This window comes from Klebsiella sp. K4 (genome assembly GCF_014596785.2).
GTDB classification, from domain to species: domain Bacteria; phylum Pseudomonadota; class Gammaproteobacteria; order Enterobacterales; family Enterobacteriaceae; genus Klebsiella; species Klebsiella pneumoniae.
Genome location: NZ_CP115021.1, coordinates 3,156,506 through 3,175,437, shown reverse-complemented (window position 1 = coordinate 3,175,437; position 18,932 = coordinate 3,156,506). Strand labels below are relative to the sequence as shown.

The 18,932-nt window shown below is 62.1% G+C and carries 20 protein-coding genes; 10 read left to right on the top strand and 10 right to left on the bottom strand.

The window, feature by feature from the left end; translation table 11 throughout:
* Nucleotides 1-72 precede the first annotated feature (72 nt).
* Nucleotides 73-696: a CDP-alcohol phosphatidyltransferase family protein gene (locus IB144_RS15885; protein ID WP_023159188.1), complete on the top strand. Its 624-nt coding sequence runs from the start codon at nucleotides 73-75 to the stop codon at nucleotides 694-696.
* 51 nt (nucleotides 697-747) lie between these two features.
* Here the strand turns inward: IB144_RS15885 and IB144_RS15880 are convergent, their stop codons facing one another.
* The 8 genes from IB144_RS15880 to xthA all read right to left on the bottom strand — a co-directional run bounded on the left by IB144_RS15880 (nucleotide 748) and on the right by xthA (nucleotide 8,400).
* Complete coding sequence (locus tag IB144_RS15880) at nucleotides 748-2,055, bottom strand: sulfurtransferase (protein ID WP_040189186.1); 1,308 nt, start codon at nucleotides 2,053-2,055, stop codon at nucleotides 748-750.
* A 93-nt stretch (nucleotides 2,056-2,148) separates the two neighbouring features.
* Complete coding sequence (locus tag IB144_RS15875; protein ID WP_040216468.1) at nucleotides 2,149-2,781, bottom strand: ATP-binding cassette domain-containing protein; 633 nt, start codon at nucleotides 2,779-2,781, stop codon at nucleotides 2,149-2,151.
* Nucleotides 2,781-4,316 (bottom strand): ABC transporter permease subunit, encoded by a 1,536-nt coding sequence (locus tag IB144_RS15870; protein ID WP_065888520.1) that lies wholly within the window; start codon nucleotides 4,314-4,316, stop codon nucleotides 2,781-2,783. Before IB144_RS15870 ends, IB144_RS15875 begins: the two co-directional genes overlap by 1 nt.
* Nucleotides 4,289-5,467 (bottom strand): ABC transporter substrate-binding protein, encoded by a 1,179-nt coding sequence (locus tag IB144_RS15865; protein WP_040216378.1) that lies wholly within the window; start codon nucleotides 5,465-5,467, stop codon nucleotides 4,289-4,291. Before IB144_RS15865 ends, IB144_RS15870 begins: the two co-directional genes overlap by 28 nt.
* A gap of 2 nt (nucleotides 5,468-5,469) precedes the next feature.
* Nucleotides 5,470-6,030, bottom strand: a complete 561-nt coding sequence (locus IB144_RS15860; protein WP_004140393.1) for a carboxymuconolactone decarboxylase family protein — start codon at nucleotides 6,028-6,030, stop codon at nucleotides 5,470-5,472.
* On the bottom strand, nucleotides 6,027-6,737 hold the full coding sequence (locus IB144_RS15855; RefSeq protein ID WP_004151923.1) for a TVP38/TMEM64 family protein: 711 nt from the start codon (nucleotides 6,735-6,737) through the stop codon (nucleotides 6,027-6,029). The genes IB144_RS15860 and IB144_RS15855 overlap by 4 nt, the downstream gene beginning before the upstream one ends.
* Complete coding sequence (locus IB144_RS15850; protein ID WP_004140389.1) at nucleotides 6,724-7,380, bottom strand: TVP38/TMEM64 family protein; 657 nt, start codon at nucleotides 7,378-7,380, stop codon at nucleotides 6,724-6,726. The genes IB144_RS15855 and IB144_RS15850 overlap by 14 nt, the downstream gene beginning before the upstream one ends.
* A 213-nt stretch (nucleotides 7,381-7,593) precedes the next feature.
* Nucleotides 7,594-8,400 (bottom strand): exodeoxyribonuclease III, encoded by an 807-nt coding sequence (xthA, locus tag IB144_RS15845; RefSeq protein WP_002901486.1) that lies wholly within the window; start codon nucleotides 8,398-8,400, stop codon nucleotides 7,594-7,596.
* A 438-nt stretch (nucleotides 8,401-8,838) separates the two neighbouring features.
* On the opposite strand from xthA, the gene IB144_RS15840 reads away from it, so the two are divergent.
* The 6 genes from IB144_RS15840 to spy all read left to right on the top strand — a co-directional run bounded on the left by IB144_RS15840 (nucleotide 8,839) and on the right by spy (nucleotide 15,691).
* Nucleotides 8,839-10,059: an aspartate aminotransferase family protein gene (locus IB144_RS15840; RefSeq protein WP_002901489.1), complete on the top strand. Its 1,221-nt coding sequence runs from the start codon at nucleotides 8,839-8,841 to the stop codon at nucleotides 10,057-10,059.
* Nucleotides 10,056-11,090, top strand: coding sequence for an arginine N-succinyltransferase (gene astA, locus IB144_RS15835; RefSeq protein ID WP_002901491.1), 1,035 nt, complete (start codon nucleotides 10,056-10,058; stop codon nucleotides 11,088-11,090). Before IB144_RS15840 ends, astA begins: the two co-directional genes overlap by 4 nt.
* Nucleotides 11,087-12,565 carry a succinylglutamate-semialdehyde dehydrogenase gene (astD, locus tag IB144_RS15830; RefSeq protein WP_004151922.1) on the top strand — a complete coding sequence of 493 codons (1,479 nt, stop codon included), beginning with the start codon at nucleotides 11,087-11,089 and terminating at the stop codon, nucleotides 12,563-12,565. Before astA ends, astD begins: the two co-directional genes overlap by 4 nt.
* Nucleotides 12,562-13,887, top strand: a complete 1,326-nt coding sequence (gene astB / locus IB144_RS15825; protein WP_065888521.1) for an N-succinylarginine dihydrolase — start codon at nucleotides 12,562-12,564, stop codon at nucleotides 13,885-13,887. Before astD ends, astB begins: the two co-directional genes overlap by 4 nt.
* A gap of 9 nt (nucleotides 13,888-13,896) precedes the next feature.
* Nucleotides 13,897-14,862 carry a succinylglutamate desuccinylase gene (gene astE / locus IB144_RS15820; RefSeq protein ID WP_004176515.1) on the top strand — a complete coding sequence of 322 codons (966 nt, stop codon included), beginning with the start codon at nucleotides 13,897-13,899 and terminating at the stop codon, nucleotides 14,860-14,862.
* A gap of 343 nt (nucleotides 14,863-15,205) precedes the next feature.
* Entirely contained in the window at nucleotides 15,206-15,691 is a 486-nt protein-coding gene (gene spy, locus IB144_RS15815; protein ID WP_004217130.1) for an ATP-independent periplasmic protein-refolding chaperone Spy, read from the top strand.
* A gap of 87 nt (nucleotides 15,692-15,778) precedes the next feature.
* Here the strand turns inward: spy and cho are convergent, their stop codons facing one another.
* Nucleotides 15,779-16,642 carry an excinuclease Cho gene (gene cho / locus IB144_RS15810; RefSeq protein WP_040216370.1) on the bottom strand — a complete coding sequence of 288 codons (864 nt, stop codon included), beginning with the start codon at nucleotides 16,640-16,642 and terminating at the stop codon, nucleotides 15,779-15,781.
* Nucleotides 16,643-16,742: 100 nt separating this feature from the next.
* Nucleotides 16,743-17,570 (bottom strand): ammonia-dependent NAD(+) synthetase, encoded by an 828-nt coding sequence (gene nadE / locus IB144_RS15805; protein WP_065888522.1) that lies wholly within the window; start codon nucleotides 17,568-17,570, stop codon nucleotides 16,743-16,745.
* A gap of 282 nt (nucleotides 17,571-17,852) precedes the next feature.
* Here nadE and osmE point away from each other — a divergent pair, with 282 nt between their 5' ends.
* The 3 genes from osmE to IB144_RS15790 all read left to right on the top strand — a co-directional run bounded on the left by osmE (nucleotide 17,853) and on the right by IB144_RS15790 (nucleotide 18,926).
* Nucleotides 17,853-18,191, top strand: a complete 339-nt coding sequence (gene osmE, locus IB144_RS15800) for an osmotically-inducible lipoprotein OsmE (RefSeq protein WP_002901544.1) — start codon at nucleotides 17,853-17,855, stop codon at nucleotides 18,189-18,191.
* Between the two features lie 278 nt (nucleotides 18,192-18,469).
* Entirely contained in the window at nucleotides 18,470-18,790 is a 321-nt protein-coding gene (chbB, locus tag IB144_RS15795) for a PTS N,N'-diacetylchitobiose transporter subunit IIB (protein ID WP_002901547.1), read from the top strand.
* Nucleotides 18,791-18,809: 19 nt separating this feature from the next.
* Nucleotides 18,810-18,926, top strand: coding sequence for a hypothetical protein (locus IB144_RS15790; RefSeq protein WP_014907779.1), 117 nt, complete (start codon nucleotides 18,810-18,812; stop codon nucleotides 18,924-18,926).
* The last annotated feature ends 6 nt before the right edge of the window (nucleotides 18,927-18,932 follow it).

Sequence of the window (18,932 nt, the reverse complement as noted above, 5' to 3'; positions counted from 1 at the left end):
ATAAGACGAATATGGCCTATTATCACCGCCATAGACCGTAACTGACAACCGCCAACCCTGCTGGAGACCTTCGTGCTTGATAGCCACCTGCATCCGCGCCTTAAACCCCTGCTAAACGCTGTCGCCGGCGCCCTTGACCGCCCCGGCATCTCACCGGACGGGCTGACGCTGGTCGGTTTTGCCATCGGCGTGCTGGCTCTGCCCTTTCTGGCGCTGGGGTGGTATGGCGCGGCGCTGGCGGCCATTCTCCTTAACCGCCTGCTGGATGGCCTGGACGGCGCTCTGGCGCGGCGGCGCGGGCTCACGGACGCGGGCGGCTTTCTCGATATTGCGCTGGATTTTCTCTTTTACGCCCTGGTGCCGTTCGGCTTTATTCTGGCGGATCCGCTGAACAATGCCCTGGCGGGCGGCTGGCTGCTGTTTGCCTTTATCGGCACCGGCAGCAGCTTTCTCGCTTTTGCCGCCCTGGCGGCCAGGCACCAGATCGCCAATCCCGGCTACGCCCATAAATCGCTGTACTATCTCGGGGGACTGACGGAGGGGACGGAGACCATCCTGTTGTTTATCCTCGGCTGCCTGTTTCCGGCGCATTTCGCCTGGCTGGCGTGGCTGTTTGGCGCGCTGTGCTGGCTGACGACGGCGACGCGCATCTGCAGTGGCTACCAGACCTTAAAGCGGGTAACGACCACAGCGTAAACGGGGTATCGCGCGTCGCCGACAAAGGGCGACGCGCTGAGGCGGGGCGAGTTACTGACTGCTTTCCGGGCCGCGCTCTCCGCGGGCCACCGGATTGTGCGGGTTGCTGCTCCATTCGTACCAGCCGCCGTCGTACACCGCGACGTGCGGCCAGCCCATGGCGCGGGCATACATAAAGGTTTCCGAGGCCCGCCAGCCGGTCCCGCAATAGAACGCCACTTGCTGGCTTGGCAGAATGTTCCACTGGCGCCACAGGGTAGCGATATCGTCAGCGCTGCGCATGGTGCCGTCCGGGTTATGGAAATCCTCCATGTGCGTGGAGTCGCTCCCGGCGTGGCCCCAGCGGGCGCCAGCGATGTCGCCCTTCGGCTTGATATAGCTGTAGCCGCTGGTGGTGCCGATAAACTCCGGCCATGAGCGGACGCTGACCAGCGAGGCGTCCTGACGATGCAGCAGCCCGCGGGCTTGTTCGGTATCCAGCATCAGCTGCGGCTGGCCGGGGATCGGCGCGCCGAAATCAGGCGCCGGCTGCTGCGCCGGCGGCATGCCGCGCTCTACCGGCAGCCCGGCGTCGGACCAGGTCTGCCAGCCGCCGTCAAGCAGGCGCACGTCTTTGACCCCGGCGTACAGCATGATCTGCGCCACCCGCGCTGCGGCGTAGACGTCGCGACCATAGAGGATCACCGTGGTGTCATGCCGGATGCCGTGCTTCGCCAGCATCGCCTTCAGCTGCGCGTCGGACACTTTATTCCACAGCGGTTCGCTCTCCACCTCATTGGTATCGATATAGCCCGCGCCAGGGATATGGCTCAGCAGATAGAGCTTCGGCGCTCCCCAGGCGGCTTCAAACACTTTCCAATCGCCTGCCGGGGCGGCGGCGACCGCTTTCCCTTGCTGTAGGTCGTGCAGCCACTGGGGGTAGACCAGCTGTTCAAAGTGCGGCAGCTTTTGCAGACGGTCGGTCTGGCTCAGCGCATCGCTCAGGGTGCTGAGCCGGGTGAAACCCGTTTGTTTCAGCCGCGCCGCGACGCTGGCGTTATCCTCCGGGCTGCCGTACAGCGCGATGGGGGTATCGGACTGGAGCTGGTGCTGCTTAGCCCAGGCGCGCAGCTGATCGTCGCTCATGGCGCCGAGCCAGCGGGCGGAAAGATTGAGGGCCTGCGGCTCATGGCCTTCCGGGCCGTTGGCGCGCTGCGGCCAGCCGTTGTAATAAGCGCTCAGCCGGGTGTCGATGGCCACGCCGTGCTGCTGTTGCAGGTGGGAGAGAGTGAGCGCTGGCATGGTTTCAGCGGCGCAGGTAGTGGAAGCAGCAAGCCCCATGAGCAGGGCGAGTGCGGTCAATTGAGAAACACGTTTCATCGAAATGCCCGACGGTAAAAAGTGGAGGGCGTATTCTCCGCTCGCCAGGCGCCGATTTCTTTGCGGTAACGCAGGTTTGCACGCTATTGTCCTTCATTGCCAGCGCTCCATCGCCAGGCAGCGCCCCGTCGGCGGGCAGTCCTCGCGATCGTGGGTCACCAGGATCGCCGGAATGGCCTGGCGGTCCAGTTCTTCAAAGACCCAGCGGCGGAACCCGGCGCGCAGGCTGGCATCCAGGCGGCTGAAGGGCTCATCAAGCAGTAATGCCTCGGGGCGCGCCAGCAGGGCGCGCAGCAGGCTCACCCGCGCCCGCTGCCCGCCGGAGAGCGTGGCCGGATCGCGCGGGGCGAAGCCCGCCAGCCCGGCGCGGCTAAGCGCTTCCTCCACCGCGGCTTTTCGCGCCTCGCCGCGCACGTTCTCCGGCAGCGCCAGCTGTAAATTTTGCCCGACGCTGAAATGGTCGAACAGTAACGGGTCCTGAAACAGAATGCCGATGCGCCGATGCTCTGTCGGCAGCGTATCGCAACGCCGTTCGTTGAGCCACAGCTCGCCTCGGGCGCGAAAATCGCCGGACAGGGCGCCAATCATCCAGGCAAACAGCGTTGATTTCCCGCTACCGGAGGGGCCCATCAGCGTCAGCACCTCCCCCGGGGCTACCGAAAAGGCGACCTCCCGCAGCAGCGGCTGGCGTCTCACGCTCAGGGTCAGATGGTTTACGGTTAGCACTAGCGAAGTCCTCGTCGATAGCGGCCTGCCAGCCAGGCCAGCAGAGCGGTCAGGGTAAAGCATACCGCCGGCAGCAGTAATTGCCACAGCGCCTGAGCGGCGAGCGTCTGCGCCTCGCCGCCGCTGCTGAGCGCCACCGCCTGGCTGGTGAGCGTCGGAATTCGGCCAGCCCCCAGCCATAGCGTTGGCAGATACTGCGCGATGCTCACTGAGAAGCCCACCGCCAGGGCGGTCAGCAGCGGGCGAGTTAGCGAAGGCAGGGTCAGCAACCAGAAAATACGCGTGGATCCCCAGCCGAGCGTGCGGGCGACAACCGTCAGCCGCGGATCGCGCTGGCGCCAGGCCGGGCGCAAAATAAACAGCATCCATGGCACCACCCACAGCAGATGGCCCCACAGGACGGTCCACCAGTCACCGTCAAGCCAGGCGTACAGCGCCAACCGGTACTGGCCGTCGGCCAGCGGCAGGGCCGGCAGGACCAGCGGTAGCCAGACCCAGCCATCGCCTCGCGCCGGGCCGCAGGCCAACCACAGCAGGCAGACAGCCGCGCCGAGGGCGCAGGCCGTCAGTGCCAGCCCAAGGCTGTTGCCGAGGGCATCCATCTGCGGCGGCGCCGAGCGCGCCAGCCCCGCCAGCAATAGCGCGCCCAGCAGACCGCTCAGCGGCAGCAGCGCCGCCAGCAGGCGGCCGGGCAGGGCATGAGGATGCGGGTGACGAACACCGCGCAGATCGGGCTGGTACTGGCGCTGTAGCCGCCATCCGCCCCAGGCGACCAGCGCCAGCCCGCCGAGGATCGCCATCAGCAGCAGGCTGGCCAGCGCCCCTTTGGTCTGCTGCAGCTCATCGCCCTGGCTTAACCATTGCCACGCCAGCACGGCGAGGGTGGGCGGATTGCCGGGCCCCAGCACCAGGGCGACGTCTACCGCCGACAGGCTCCAGGCGGTGGTGGCCAGCAGCACCATGCCGAGGGCGGGCAGCAGGGCGGGCAGCACCAGCCAACGCAGGCACTGCCAGCGGCCGTAGCCGAGGCTCTTCAGGGCGGTCGCCTGGTCGGCGAGGCGTTTCTCTCCCAGCAGGCCATAGATCACCCACAGCACAAAGGCGCTCTCTTTCAGGGCCATCGTCAGGCCAAGCCCAATGCCGTACCGGTCGACCGGCGGCGTCAGAAACGGCAACTGCTGCCAGAGCCAGCCCCCTTCGGCGAACAGCAGCAGCGCCGCCGTCGCCAGGGCGAGATGGGGCACCGCCAGCAGCAGCGGCAGACGGGAAGCCAGCCGCCGCCAGCGGGCCGAAGGCCAGAGGGCGGCGACGATGGTCAGGGCGATCAGCAGCGCGCCGCCGACGGACAACAGCGTGGAGACGAGCGTGGCGGCCAGCGCCTGGCTCAGCTGCGGGTCGGCGAACAGCGCCCGCCAGTGGGCCGGGGAGCGCGCAGCGCCCACCAGTTCCCCGGCGGCGGGGAGCAGCGGCAGATAGATCGCCGCCATCGCCCCCCAGGCCAGCAGGATCAGTGGGTACCGTAGCGGCGCAGCCATTCCTGCTCCAGCGCGTCAACCCATGCCGCGTGAGGCTCGGCAAGCAGCGGCGGCAGATCCTGCGGCAGGGCTGCCGCCAGCGCCTGGCGCTGGCCGTCAGGCAGACGCTGCGGATCCAGTACGCTCGGATCGCCCCAGACGGCGGCATCGGCCTTGCGCAATTGCGCCTCAGGGGAGAGCAGGAAATTGGCCACTACTTTGGCGCCAGCGACAGCGCGGGCGTTAGCCGGGATGGTAACGAAATGGACGTTGCCGAGGGTCCCCGCGGTAAAGCCGAAGCTGTAGCTGTCCGTCGGTAATTCGCCGCTGGCGGCTTTCTGCCGGGCGTGCAGCGGGTTAAACGTCAGCGACAGGCGGAGGGTGCCCTGGTTGAGCATGGCGTCCATCCGCGCCGGCGACGCCGGGAAATCCTTGCCCGCCCGCCACAGGGCCGGGTGCAGCGCATCGAGATAGCGCCACAGCGGGGCGGTGACCGCCGCGAAGGTCGCCGGCTGCGGCGGCTGGCGCAGGGCGGCTGGCTGGTCGGTGAGCGCGATCAGCAGTTGCTCCAGCAGGGCGGTACCGGTGAAGTCCGGCGGCCGCGGGTAGGTTACGCTGCCCGGATGGGCTCTGGCGAAGGCCAGCAGGGCCTGCGGGCTGCTGGGCGGCTGCGGCGTTTGTCCGCGGCGGGCGATAAACGTCAGCTGGGCGCTGCCCCACGGCGACTCCGCGCCCTCGGTGGCGACTGAAAAATCTTCCCGTACCGGCTTTTGCAGATCGACATAGCGCCAGTTGGGCAGCGATTCGGCCCAGCCGGTGAGCAGCAGGTTGGCCTGCTTAAGCGTGCGAAAGTTTTCGCCGTTGATCCACAGCAGATCCACTGACCCGCCCTGGCGACGACCGGCCTGCGCCTCGGTCTGGATGCGTTTCACTGCGTCGGCGGCGTCGGCGACAGGCACAATACGCAGGTCGATTGCGTAATAGCGTTTGACCTCTTCGCTGACCCACGCCAGATAGCGATTGACGGCCGGGTCGCCGCCCCAGGCGTTAAACCAGACGGTCTGTCCGTGGGCTTCCGTCTGAATCTGCCGCCAGCTGTCGTCGGCATTAACCGCCAGCGGCCAGAGCAGCAGCAGGCACAGACAGAGGCTGTAATCACGCAAACGGCGCATCGTTACTCCTTATTCTGCGAGGAAGAGGTGGGTATCTGGCACAACCCCTGAGCCGGGATCGCCATCGCGGCATTGAACCGCGCTGATAAATTTTGCAGGCCGATCAGGGCGGTCAGCTCGGTGAGCGCCCGGGCGTCAAAATGCGCGGCCATCGCCCTACGCAGGGCATCATCCACCGCCGGCGGCGTCTGGGTGGCGGCTTCGGCATAGGCCAGCGCCAGGCGCTCTTTTTCGCTGAACAGCGTACTGCTGCGCCAGTCGGCGACCGCCAGCAGCTTGTCCTGGCTCCCGCTCCGCGCCGCGAGGGTCATGCTGGTGATATCGATACAGAATTCGCAGTGGCACAGCTGGGCGATGCGGGCGCTGACCAGCGAGCGCAGCACCGGATCCAGCGGCGAGCGGCGGCGTTCAATATAGCCCACGAACAGCGAAACCAGGTAAAACAGCCATGGGATCCGTCCCCACCAGCGAATGGGGCTCAGCACCTGGCCGTAATGCCGGCGGTGCAGCCAGGCCTGCGGACGAAGGATCAGGGGGACAGAATCCAGCGGGGGTAAGCTCATGGCGACGATCTCTTATGACGTTCACGGTAAATATTTTTGGCGATAGAGATGACCACCGCCAGGGCAAAAAGCAGCGAAAGCCCGGTGGCCAGCCAGAAGGTGCCCCCGGTGAGCAGACTCCCGGCCCAGGAATAAACGATAGTCGCCGGGAGCTGGCCCACGCCGGTGGCCAGCATAAAGGGCCAGAAGCGCAGCGAGGTTAGTCCGGCGGCATAGCTGACCGGGTCAAACGGGACAAACGGCAGCAGGCGGCAGACCAGGATCGTCTGCGGGCCAAAGCGGGTGAAATAGCCGTCGGCACTGCGCAGCACCGCGCGGCCGGTGAGTTTCTCCACCACTTCGCGCCCCAGCGCTCTGGCGATGCAGAAGCAGAGCCCGGCCCCGACCATAGCGCTGAACCACGACAGCGCCCCGCCCCAGAAGGCGCCGAACAGGGCGGCGTTCGCCAGGGTAATCAGGAAAGCCGGCAGCGGAGCGACGATCGCCTGGAGGATCATCAGCGCAAATGAGACCAGCGCGGCCTGCGGCCCCCAGGCGGCGATAAACCCTCTGACCTGCTGCGGATCCAGGGAGGCTAACGCCGTCAGACTCTGCTGCAGAAAGGTACGCCCGCCAGGGAACCACAGCCAGGCGGCCAGAGCGGCGGCGACCACGACGGCAAGGGCCAGCCGGGCGCGGCGCAGGTGACGGCGATCAGGTTGGGTCATGGCGCACCTCCTCACTGCACGCCGCCACGCGACGGGCGCGGGCAAACCGTTTGCCTATCTGCACCAGGGCAAACAGCAGCCCGCCGGCGAGGCTCAGTTTTAGCGCGAAGGCGAGGGTCACCCCCTCGCGGGCCAGTTCGCTGGCCATCACCGAATAGATGACCAGCCCCGGCAGGGTGGTCACGGCCGAGATCAGGGTAAAGGGCCAGAAGCGGATCGCCGTCAGGCCGTAGGCGTAATTCTGAATATTGTAGGGAAAGAGCGGCACCAGGCGGGTGAGGATCAGGAAATCGCAGCCACTGCGGGCGATACCGCGCTCAATCGCCTGAAAGACGGTGGTATGGCCCACATAGCGCTGCAGCAGATCGCGCCCAAGCCAGCGGGCGATTAAAAACGACAGCGAAGAGGCGAGGGTGGCGGCGGCAAACGAGAGCAGGGAGCCTGTTAGCGGGCCGAAGAGCATCCCGCCGGCGATCACCAGCAGGCTGCCGGGGATCAGACACAGGGTGGCAATGATAAACAGCGCAGCATAGACCAGATATCCCCAGGCGCCCTGATGGCGGAGGGTGTCCTGAAGCAGATGCAGATGAGTCAGCAGATCGTGGAGACCGACGCGGTGGCTGATAACGGCCAGCGTGGCCACCAGCGCGAGAAGTCCCAGCCCTTTACCAATGGCCGGATGACGGCTTCTTTTGCATGAGAGGTGCTCCTGTACAGTCTGGACGCAGTGGACATCAAAAAGTGCGCGCGACAGTATCCTGTTCCGACGACCGTCACAATGGTTTACCGTCGCTTTGTTGATTTTGCTCAGGAAATTCTGCCCCCCGCACAGCGGGAGGCGAGAGAAGGGCGTGAATTATGGCCGGAAGGTGGCCCACACCGGCGCGTGGTCGGACGGTTTTTCCATCCCGCGGATCTCGTAATCGATCCCGGTTTCCACGCAGCGCTGCGCCAGAGGCTGGCTGGCCAGCAGCAGATCGATGCGCAGCCCACGGTTATCGTCGAAGCCTTTGGAGCGGTAATCAAACCACGAGAAATGCTCATGATTGTCGGGGTTAGCCTGACGCCAGGTATCCACCAGGCCCCAGCCCAGCAGGCGGTCCATCCATTCCCGTTCTTCCGGCAGGAAGGAACATTTGCCGGTGCGCAGCCAGCGTTTGCGGTTCTCTTCACCGATACCGATGTCCAGATCGGTAGGACTGATGTTCATATCGCCCATGATCAGCACCGGATTCTCTTTGTTGAGCTCGGTCTCCAGATAGTTCTGCAGATTCTGATAGAACGCCGCTTTGGCCGGGAATTTGGTTTCATGATCGCGGCTTTCACCCTGCGGGAAATAGCCGTTAATCACTGTGACGTTGCCGAAGGGCGACGGGATCTCCGCCATAATGATGCGGCGCTGAGCCTCTTCGCCATCGTCCGGGAAACCGCGGCGGACGGCAATCGGCGTCTCTTTGGTCAGCAGCGCGACGCCATAATGGCCTTTCTGCCCGTGATAAAAGACGTTATAGCCGAGCCTGGCGACCTCTTCGAGAGGGAACATGTCGTCGTGAACTTTGGTTTCCTGCAGGCCAATCACGTCCGGCTGGTGTTTTTCGACGATGGCGGCCAGTTGGTGTGGGCGGGCACGCAGGCCGTTGATATTAAAAGAGACGAATTTCATAGTCGCTGCCACTGTGCAAGGTGAATAGTGCAGGGATGGTAGCAGAAATTCGCCAGGCTGGCTGCCACCGGATGCGTCATTCTGCCAATCGCTGCGCATGAGCGTGCCGTGGGTGCCCCTTTTGCGGGCATGCCGCGCCAAAAAAGGGCAAATAGATACGATAAATTTCGCAGAGGATCACAATTACAGAATTATATCTTACCGTTGCATAATTTATCTTCTTTAATCACTGTTTATCCCCCTTTGTCGGATACTTATTCACTAAATATGCATTTTATGTGAATAGCGTTCAGCTGTAACTCATTGATTCTGCGTTATCTCATCCGATTTATGCATTTTTATCGCTGGCTGGCACGAACCGTGCAATCTACATTTACAGCGTAATAACTCATATTTATTAACATTATTGCTACTTTTAATTTACCGGAAGAGGTCGATATGTCTCAGTCAATTACGCGTAACCACTTTGATGAATGGATGATGCCGGTCTACGCGCCAGCGGCGTTTATTCCGGTGCGGGGCGCCGGGTCACGGCTGTGGGATCAGCAGGGCAAAGAGTATATCGATTTTGCCGGCGGCATCGCCGTGAACGCGCTGGGGCATGCCCATCCGCGTCTGGTGCAAGCCCTGACCGACCAGGCCGGCAAGTTCTGGCATACCGGCAACGGCTACACCAATGAGCCGATCCTGCGTCTGGCCAAAATGCTTATCGATGCTACCTTCGCCGACCGGGTCTTCTTCTGTAACTCCGGCGCCGAGGCCAATGAGGCAGCGCTCAAGCTGGCGCGTAAATATGCCCACGATCGCTTTGGCAGCGAGAAAAGTGGCATCGTCGCCTTTCAGAACGCTTTCCACGGGCGGACGCTGTTCACCGTCTCGGCGGGCGGTCAGCCGGCCTATTCCCGGGATTTCGCCCCGCTGCCGCCGCAGATCCAGCATGCCGTATTTAACGATCTCGAGTCGGCAAAGGCCTTAATCAATGACCAGACCTGCGCGGTGATCGTCGAGCCGGTGCAGGGCGAAGGGGGCGTGGTGCCGGCCAGCGTCGAGTTTTTACGCGGCCTGCGTCAGCTTTGCGACCAGCACAACGCCCTGCTGATTTTCGATGAAGTGCAGACCGGGGTCGGGCGCACCGGCGAGCTGTATGCCTATATGCACTACGGCGTGACGCCCGATGTGCTGACCACCGCCAAAGCGCTGGGCGGTGGTTTCCCTATTGGCGCGCTGCTGGCGACAGAGGCCTGCGCCAGCGTGATGACCGTCGGCACCCACGGCACCACCTACGGCGGTAACCCGCTGGCCGGGGCGGTGGCCGGCGAACTGCTGTCGATCGTCAACACCCCGGAAGTGCTCTCCGGCGTCAGACAGCGCCATCAGTGGTTTTGTGAACGCCTGCAGGCAATTAACGCCCGCTATGGCCTGTTCAAGGAGATCCGCGGCCTGGGACTGCTGCTCGGCTGCGTGCTAAACGACGCCTGGGCCGGGAAGGCGAAAACCCTCAGTAACCTGGCGGCGGAAGAGGGGGTGATGATTCTGATCGCCGGCGCCAACGTGGTGCGTTTCGCGCCGGCGCTGAACGTTAGTGAAGAAGAGGTGAACAGCGGGCTGGATCGCGTCGAGCGGGCCTGCGCGCGTTTCGTGGCAGGAGTCTCATCATGATGGTTATTCGACCGGTGGAGCCGGGCGATTTGCCCGGGCTGCTGAAGCTGGCAGCGGAGACCGGCGGCGGGTTGACCTCGCTGCCGGTGGATGAAGCGACCCTCGCGGCGCGGATCGCCCGCTCGCAGCAGACCTGGCGCGGCGAGCTACCGAAAAGCGAGCAGGGCTATGTCTTTGTGCTGGAGGAGAGCGAAAGCGGCGCGGTGGTGGGCATCTGCGCGATCGAGGTGGCGGTGGGGCTCAACGATCCCTGGTATAACTACCGGGTCGGCACCCAGGTCCATGCCTCGAAGGAGCTCAACGTCTATCAGGCGCTGCCGACGCTGTTTCTCAGCAACGATCATACCGGCAGCAGCGAGCTGTGTACCCTGTTCCTCGACCCGCAGTGGCGCAAAGAGGGCAATGGCTATCTGCTGTCGAAATCACGCTTCTTATTTATGGCCGCCTTTCGCGAGCGCTTCAATGAGAAGGTGGTCGCCGAGATGCGCGGGGTGATTGACGAGCAGGGCTACTCGCCGTTCTGGGAGAGCCTGGGCAAACGCTTTTTCGCCATGGAGTTTTCCCGTGCCGACTACCTGTGCGGCACCGGACAGAAGGCTTTCATTGCCGCCCTGATGCCCAAGCATCCGCTGTATATCGATTTCCTTTCCCCTGAGGCACAGGCGGTGATCGGCAAGGTTCATCCGCAGACCGCCCCGGCCCGGACGGTGCTGGAGAAAGAGGGGTTCCGCTACCTGAACTACATCGATATTTTCGACGGCGGCCCGACTCTGGAGTGCGACATCGACCGGGTGCGGGCGATCCGCAAAAGCCGTCTGGTGACCACCGAGGCCGGCGAAACCCCGCCCGGTGACTGGCCGCTGTGCCTGGTGGCGAATGAACAGTATCACCAGTTCCGCGCTCTGCTGGTGCATGCCGATCCGGATGGCGACACCCTGACCCTCAGCGCCCGCGAACTGGATATGCTGAAGTGTCATGCCGGCGACCAGGTGCGCATGGTGCGCCTGATCCCTGAGGAGAAAACTGCATGAGTCTGTGGATTAACGGCGAGTGGCGGCCCGGCCGTGGGCCAGGTTTCAGTAAACAGGATCCGGTTAACCTGAAGGTTGTCTGGCAGGGCGAGGCGGCGGATGCCGGGCAGGTTGCCGAGGCGGTGGCGGCTGCCCGCCAGGCGTTCCCGTCCTGGGCGCGGCTGCCGTTTGCCGCCCGTCAGGCGATCGTTGAAAAGTTTGCCGCTCTGCTGGAAGCCAGTAAGGCGGAGCTGACGGCGGTTATCGGCGCCGAGACCGGAAAGCCGCGCTGGGAGGCGGCCGGGGAAGTGACGGCGATGATCAACAAGGTGGCGATCTCGGTGAAGGCCTACCACGTCCGCACCGGCGAACAGCACAGCGACCTGCCCGACGGCGCCGCCACGCTGCGTCACCGGCCGCACGGCGTACTGGCGGTGTTTGGCCCCTATAACTTTCCCGGCCATCTGCCGAACGGGCACATCGTGCCGGCGCTGCTGGCGGGCAATACCGTGGTCTTTAAACCCAGCGAACTCACCCCGCGCAGCGGCGAAGCAGTGGTGAAACTATGGCAGCAGGCCGGCCTGCCCGCCGGGGTGCTCAACCTGGTGCAGGGCGGTCGGGAAACCGGCGAGGCGCTCAGCGGCCAGGCGGATATCGACGGACTGCTGTTTACCGGCAGCTCAACCACCGGTTTTCATCTGCATCGCCAGCTGGCCGGGCAGCCGCAGAAGATCCTCGCGCTGGAGATGGGCGGCAATAACCCGCTGATCGTCGACGATCCGCGGGACGTGGATGCCGCGGTGCATCTGACCATCCAGTCCGCCTTTATTACCGCTGGCCAGCGCTGCACCTGCGCCCGGCGTCTGCTGGTCCGACGCGGAGAGGCGGGCGATGCCTTCCTCTCCCGGCTGGTGACGGTGAGCCAACGGCTGATCCCGGCGGCGTGGGACGCCGAGCCGCAGCCGTTTCTCGGCGGGCTTATCTCTGAACAAGCCGCGCAGAAAGTGCATCAGGCCTGGCTGCAGCGGGTCGCCGCTGGCGCGGTCACCCTGCTGGAGCCGCGGTTATTGCAGGCCGGGACGTCGCTGCTAACGCCGGGGATTGTCGACATGAGCGACGTGGCCAATGTCGAGGATGAAGAGGTGTTTGGCCCGCTGCTTGGGGTCTGGCGCTACGACACGTTCGAGGAGGCGATTGCCTTAGCCAACGCTACCCGCTTCGGCCTCTCCTGTGGGTTAATCTCCCCGGAACGGGAGAAGTTCGATCGACTGCTGCTCGAGGCGCGGGCAGGGATAGTTAACTGGAACAAACCGCTGACCGGGGCGGCGAGTACCGCGCCGTTCGGCGGCACCGGGGCGTCCGGTAACCATCGTCCGGGGGCCTGGTATGCCGCCGATTATTGCGCCTGGCCGATGGCCAGCCTTGAATCACCGACCCTGACGCTGCCCGCCAGCCTGAGCCCGGGGCTCGACTTTCTGGCCGGGGAGGCGTCATGACCGCCCGCGAAGTCAACTTTGACGGTCTGCCCGGGCTGACCCATCACTACGCCGGGCTCTCCTTTGGCAATGAGGCTTCCACCCGGCATCGCTATCGGGTGTCTAACCCGCAGCTGGCGGCAAAGCAGGGGCTGAAAAAAATGAAAGCCCTCGCCGACGCTGGCTACCCGCAGGCGGTGATCCCGCCGCAGGAGCGTCCCAACGTGCCGCTTCTGCGCCAGCTGGGCTTTAGCGGCAGCGATGAGCAGGTGGTGGCCCGGGTGGCGCAGCAGGAGCCGGATCTGCTGTCGGCGGTGAGTTCGGCCTCGGCGATGTGGGTGGCGAACGCGGCGACGGTGTGTCCCTCCGCCGATTCGCTGGATGGCCTGGTGCATCTGACGGTGGCGAATCTGCAGGATAAATTCCACCGCGCCAGCGAAGCACCGACTACAGAGGCGCTGCTGCAGGCGATTTTCCCCGACCGCACGCGATTTGCTATCCACCCGGCGCTGCCCGCCTCGGCCTGGTTTGGCGACGAAGGGGCGGCGAACCATAATCGTCTCGGCGGCGAGTATGGCGCTCCCGGCGTCCAGCTCTTTGTCTATGGCCGCCGCCGGGGGAGCGAGGAGGCGCCGCGTCGCTATCCGGCGCGGCAAACCCTTGAGGCCAGCCAGGCGGTAGCGCGCCTCAATCAGGTCAATCCCCGCCAGCTGATCTTCGCCCGCCAGCATCCGGCGGCGATCGACACGGGGGTTTTTCATAACGACGTCATCGCGGTGAGCAACCGTCAGGTCCTGTTCTGCCATGAGCAGGCCTTTGCCGACCAGACCGCGCTTCTCCAGCAGCTGGCGCAGCGGGTGCCGGGTTTTACGCCGCTGGTGGTTCCCGCCAGCCGGGTCTCGGTGGCAGAGGCGGTTGTCACCTATCTGTTCAACAGCCAGCTGGTGAGCCGGGCGGATGGCAGCATGGCGCTTATCCTGCCTCAGGAAGCGCAGGAGCATGCCGGCGTCTGGGAATACCTCAATGAGCTGCTGGCCGGGGATAACCCTATCGCCGACCTGCGGGTGTTCGATCTGCGCGAGAGCATGGCCAACGGCGGCGGTCCGGCGTGCCTGCGCCTGCGGGTGGTGTTGACGGCCGAGGAGTATCAGGCGGTCAATCCGCACGTCCTGATGAACGATACGCTGTTTGCCACCCTCAATGACTGGGTGGATCGCTACTATCGCGATCGTCTCACCCAGGCCGACCTCGCCGACCCGCAGCTGCTGCGGGAAGGGCGCGACGCGCTGGATCGGTTGACCCAGATCCTGCAGCTCGGTTCGGTTTATCCATTTCAGCAATAAGGGGGCGCGGTGGAACATTTTCTGGCATTAACCCTGGCGGGGCGATTGCCCCATCACTTTCACGGCGAGACGGCCCATTTCCGCTGGCACTGGCAGGGGGAGGGGATCCTTGAGCTGACGCCGCATGCGCGCTGCGAACGCGGGCTGGTACTTTCCTGCGCCATTCATGGCAACGAAACGGCGCCGGTGGAGATAGTCGACCAGCTGGTGCAGCGACTGGTCCGGGAGGCGCTCCCGCTGCGCTGGCGGCTGCTGGTGATCGTCGGCAACCCACCAGCGCTGCGGGCGAATAAGCGCTATCTGCACAGCGATATGAACCGCATGTTTGGCGAGCGCTGGCGGCAGTTTCCGCTCAGTGAGGAGACGCAGCGGGCGCAGCGGCTGGAGCAGGCGGTGGCCCGCTTTTATCGCGACCACGATGGCCCGCGCTGGCACCTCGATCTGCATACCGCGATCCGCGGGTCGCTACATCCGCGCTTCGGCGTGCTCCCGGCCCGTGATACGCCGTGGGAGGAGGATTTTCTTCACTGGCTGGGCGGCGCCGGGCTGGAGGCGCTGGTGTTTCATCGCCAGCCCGGCGGGACCTTTACCCATTTCAGCTGCGAACGGTTCGCGGCGCTGGCCTGCACCCTTGAGCTGGGCAAAGCGCTGCCGTTGGGGGAAAACGATCTGACGCAGTTTGCCGCCGTCCAGCGGGCGCTCTCCCGGCTGCTGGTGGGGGATCTGGCCATTGCCGACGCCCCGGCGCCGCTGCGCTACCGGGTGGTACAGCAGCTAACCCGCCATAGTGATGATTTCCGCTTGCATATGGCGGATCAGACGCTGAACTTCACCCCCTTCGAACCCGGCACGCTGCTGGCGGAGGAGGGCGAGACGCGGTATGTGGTGGGGCCTGAGACGGAGTATGTTCTGTTTCCTAACCCGACGGTGGCGAAAGGACTGCGCGCCGGCCTGATGCTGGAGAAATTATCCTGAGGGCAAGCCGTCCGCCGGGCGGCCTGCTTTATTGCGCGCGTCTTTTTTCGCCATCTTATTTTTTCGTGCTCCACTGTAAATTTGCAGATTATTCCTGGTAAAATGCTTTGTTTTTAATCCCCCCTCCTTTATACTCTCCATAATTTCTCTGCAAAACAGTAAGTTATTTATTTTTTATTGCAATTCTTCGGCTAAATTCCTTATTTTCTCCATAATTGGCGAGAAACTGTTTTTTACACTTTCATTGTTTTACTCTTGCTCTGACTAATTGACGATTAACGTCGTAAAGTTAATCTCGTCAACACGGCAACGCGCCGTAAGAATAACGTAAAGTAAGGATTGAATGATGAAGAAACTCACTGCACTGTTTGTTGCCTCTACTTTGGCTCTGGGCGCGGCTAACCTGGCACACGCCGCCGATACCACCACCGCGCCGAGCGACAGCAAGCCGATGATGATGCATCATAAAGGCGGCCCGGGTCAGCATGACATGATGTTTAAAGGCCTGAACCTGACCGATGCGCAGAAGCAGCAGATCCGCGACATCATGAAGAGCCAGCGCGAAAATATGAAACGTCCGTCCCTTGAAGAACGCCGCGCGATGCACGATCTGATCGCCAGCGACACCTTCGATAAGGCGAAGGCGGAAGCGCAGATCGATAAGATGGAAGCGCAGCATAAAGCGATGGCGCTGTCCCGCCTGGAAACGCAGAACAAGATCTACAACATTCTGACCCCAGAGCAGAAAAAACAGTTCAATGCTAATTTTGAGAAGCATCTGACAGAACGCAACGCGCCGGCAGGTAAAATGCCTGCACCTGCTGAATAATGTAGCGCACTGAATCAAGACCGCCGGTCTTGCCCAATAATGCCATCAGGCGTTGGGCAGGGCCGGCGGTTTTTTATTGGTGGCTTCTCAGCCAAGCGGATGCAGCGGATAGTCTCCGCTGAGCAAAGGCTTACAGAGGATCTTGTAACCATCCTGGTCAAATCCGGCGGGCAGACGGGTCAACTCCGCCGCCTGGTCGAGCGATTCAACGGCGCCCAGCCACAGCCAGTTATGAATGACGTGATACTGCGTCATGTCCGGGCCGCGCTCCTCCAGCGCCACGGGCCCCGCCCACGGCCAGCACACCAGCTGCAGTCTGCTCATCTGCGCCAGCAGGCGTTCTCTGTGCGCCTCCACGCTCTCCTTTCCACAGCAGGCCCCGGCGCAGCGGCCCAGCGCGGAGCGAAAGCAGGCGCGGCCGCGGCTGAGCGGTTCCAGACCAAGCAGGCTATAACAGAGGCGCTGTTCGTCAGCGAGGCTCTGCAGCATCTGCAGCGCCGCCCGCCGGTTGGCGAACAGGCCATAGAGATGCTGCTGGTGCGAGAAATCAACCTCACGGGCATAGACAATCTGCGGCCGGTCGTCCGCAAGTAGCCAGGCGCAGAGCTGCTTGTTACGCCGTAGCCGCTTGTTAAACAGCGGCTGCTGCTCTTTAATCAACCGCGCCTCCAGCAGCAGCGCTCCCAGCTCGCCAGCGGTGCGCTGCCAGGTGATACGCCGCGACTGACGCAGCATCGCGGCCTCTTCAGGGGTGCGCAGGTGGGATAACACCCGGCTGCGGAGGTTGACGCTCTTACCGATATAGAGCGGCATCGTGTCGCTGTCGCCGTGAAACTGATAGACGCCCGGCAGCTTCGGCAGCGCCTCCAGCCACGGGCGAAGATGTTCGGGATATTCATAGATCGCCGCCGCCTCAAACTCGAGACGCGGGGCTGATTGCTTTCTGGCCACAATAACTCCTGGTACTGTCTATCTATCCAGTATAGCAGGCCATTTTTGCGGCGAAAAGGACAAAAAATAACCCCGGCGCAGGCCGGGGCGGGGGGAGAGACTATTTTTTCCAGAAATCGTCAAAGACGGTGATCGGCGGCCGACGCTTGTGTTCGGTTTTCAGATACCAGCCCTCGATCGTTTTGGCGATGCTCGGGTCCAGCGTTTTGCCTTCCAGATAATCGTCGATGTTCTCGTAGGTGACACCCAGGGCCACTTCATCCGGCAGGGAGGGGCGATCGTCTTCCAGGTCGGCGGTGGGCAGCTTCTTATACAGATGTTCCGGGCAGCCGAGATGGGCCAGCAGCTGTTTGCCCTGACGTTTGTTCAGGCGGAAAATTGGGTTGATGTCGGTGCCGCCGTCGCCATATTTGGTGAAAAAGCCGGTAATCGCTTCCGCCGCATGGTCGGTACCGACCACAACTCCTTTGGTCATTCCGGCGATGCTGTACTGGGTCTTCATTCGCTCACGGGCTTTTTCATTTCCGCGAACGAAGTCGCTCAGTTCGATGCCTGCTTCGCGCAGCGCCTGTTCGCTGGCCAGCACCGCAGCTTTAATATTGACTGTCAACACCCGGTCAGGCTGGATAAATGCGATGGCGTCCTGGCAGTCCTGCTCATCAGCCTGCACGCCATAGGGTAAACGGACGGCGATAAACTGCAGGCTACTGTCGCCGGTTTCGGCACGCAGTTCGTTAATCGCTATCTGGCACAGTTTTCCCGTCAGGGTGGAGTCCTGACCGCCGCTGATACCCAGCACCAGCGATTTAATAAACGGGTAGGTCTGCAGGTATGACTTCAGGAAATCGACGCTGCGGCGGATCTCGCCTGCGACATCAATCTGCGGCTTTGCGCCCAGCGCCTGAATAATCTCTTGTTGTAGCGTCATCGCGCCCTCCGAAAGTGAATCTGTTTGGCAAGCTGTTGGCTTAAAGCTACCTCTTTGCCGCTGAAACGACAAGGACCGGAGTTTTGACTGCCGGAAAAGAAGGCAATCAATGACATAGGTTTTCATTATAGATGCTGTACCGCGCATTGCGCCGCCGTCCGACGTCGGCAGAACAATCCTGTTTACGCAATAACATAACCTGACATGATTTCGCTGTTCGGCTTGAAAAATAACACTATTTATTCCAGGCTTATCGTTACACAGTAGAAAAGAGGAACCAAAATGAACAAAAGCTTAGCAGGAATACTGGGCGTCACCGTCGCGTTAACCTTACTGGCGGGCTGTACCGCTTACGATCGTACCAAAGACCAGTTTACCCAGCCGGTGGTGAAAGATGTGAAGAAAGGGATGTCGCGTCAGCAGGTGATGCAGATCGCCGGCAAACCTTCAACGGAAGTCACCATGGTCCATGCCCGCGGCACCTGCCAGACCTATATCCTCGGTCAACGAGATGGTAAAGTTGAAACCTACTTTGTGGCCCTCGACGAAACGGGTCACGTCATGAACTCCGGCTACCAGACCTGCGCCGAGTATGATACCGACCCGCGCAACGCCAGGTAAGCTTCCTACTGTTTACTTACTTCTACGTAAGCCCGACCACTGGTCGGGCTTTTTTGTGAGTCATGATGCTTATTTAATTGCGCGAATTATTTGGATGAAAATGTGAGGGTAGTCAAAACCGGAGGTCAATGAGAGACAATTCTGTTCAACAGCGAATTATCCTGGCGGCTCAGCTTGCCGTATACTCAACTCATAAACAGAATTAACCGGATGTTACCAGTCTTACCGGCTCTCAGCGGTTACTGAAGGCCCTGGTCTCACACATTGAGGAAGCGTTCATGGAAAAGAAACACATTTATCTCTTCTGCTCGGCAGGCATGTCCACGTCACTGCTGGTCTCCAAAATGCGGGCGCAGGCGGAAAAATATGAAGTCCCGGTCATTATTGAAGCCTATCCCGAAACCCTCGCGGGCGAAAAAGGGCCGGAAGCCGACGTAGTATTATTAGGGCCACAAATTGCGTATATGTTACCGGAAATTCAGCGCCTGCTGCCGAATAAACCGGTTGAAGTTATCGACTCCCTTCTCTATGGCAAAGTTGATGGTTTAGGGGTATTGAAAGCCGCCGTCGCGGCTATTAAGAAAGCTGCAGCACAATAATTTTAACTTTTAAAACTCGATGTATTTTGACGCCTGGCGGCTGCCTGTTGCCGGACGTCAAAAAATAATGAGTTTATTTTCCCGTCAAAGAGTAATTTCATACATCATCGCCGTAATAGTTTATTGCGGCTTTTAAGGGTAT

Coding starts and splice junctions, on each gene's coding strand:
- osmE (WP_002901544.1), top strand. CDS start 17,853: ATGAACAAAAGCTTAGCAGGAATACTGGGCGTCACCGTCGCGTTAACC.
- IB144_RS15840 (WP_002901489.1), top strand. CDS start 8,839: ATGTCTCAGTCAATTACGCGTAACCACTTTGATGAATGGATGATGCCG.
- IB144_RS15880 (WP_040189186.1), bottom strand. CDS start 2,055: ATGAAACGTGTTTCTCAATTGACCGCACTCGCCCTGCTCATGGGGCTT.
- chbB (WP_002901547.1), top strand. CDS start 18,470: ATGGAAAAGAAACACATTTATCTCTTCTGCTCGGCAGGCATGTCCACG.
- IB144_RS15855 (WP_004151923.1), bottom strand. CDS start 6,737: ATGACCCAACCTGATCGCCGTCACCTGCGCCGCGCCCGGCTGGCCCTT.
- astB (WP_065888521.1), top strand. CDS start 12,562: ATGACCGCCCGCGAAGTCAACTTTGACGGTCTGCCCGGGCTGACCCAT.
- astD (WP_004151922.1), top strand. CDS start 11,087: ATGAGTCTGTGGATTAACGGCGAGTGGCGGCCCGGCCGTGGGCCAGGT.
- IB144_RS15870 (WP_065888520.1), bottom strand. CDS start 4,316: ATGGCTGCGCCGCTACGGTACCCACTGATCCTGCTGGCCTGGGGGGCG.
- xthA (WP_002901486.1), bottom strand. CDS start 8,400: ATGAAATTCGTCTCTTTTAATATCAACGGCCTGCGTGCCCGCCCACAC.
- IB144_RS15860 (WP_004140393.1), bottom strand. CDS start 6,030: ATGAGCTTACCCCCGCTGGATTCTGTCCCCCTGATCCTTCGTCCGCAG.
- nadE (WP_065888522.1), bottom strand. CDS start 17,570: ATGACGCTACAACAAGAGATTATTCAGGCGCTGGGCGCAAAGCCGCAG.
- spy (WP_004217130.1), top strand. CDS start 15,206: ATGATGAAGAAACTCACTGCACTGTTTGTTGCCTCTACTTTGGCTCTG.
- IB144_RS15865 (WP_040216378.1), bottom strand. CDS start 5,467: ATGCGCCGTTTGCGTGATTACAGCCTCTGTCTGTGCCTGCTGCTGCTC.
- IB144_RS15790 (WP_014907779.1), top strand. CDS start 18,810: ATGTATTTTGACGCCTGGCGGCTGCCTGTTGCCGGACGTCAAAAAATA.
- astA (WP_002901491.1), top strand. CDS start 10,056: ATGATGGTTATTCGACCGGTGGAGCCGGGCGATTTGCCCGGGCTGCTG.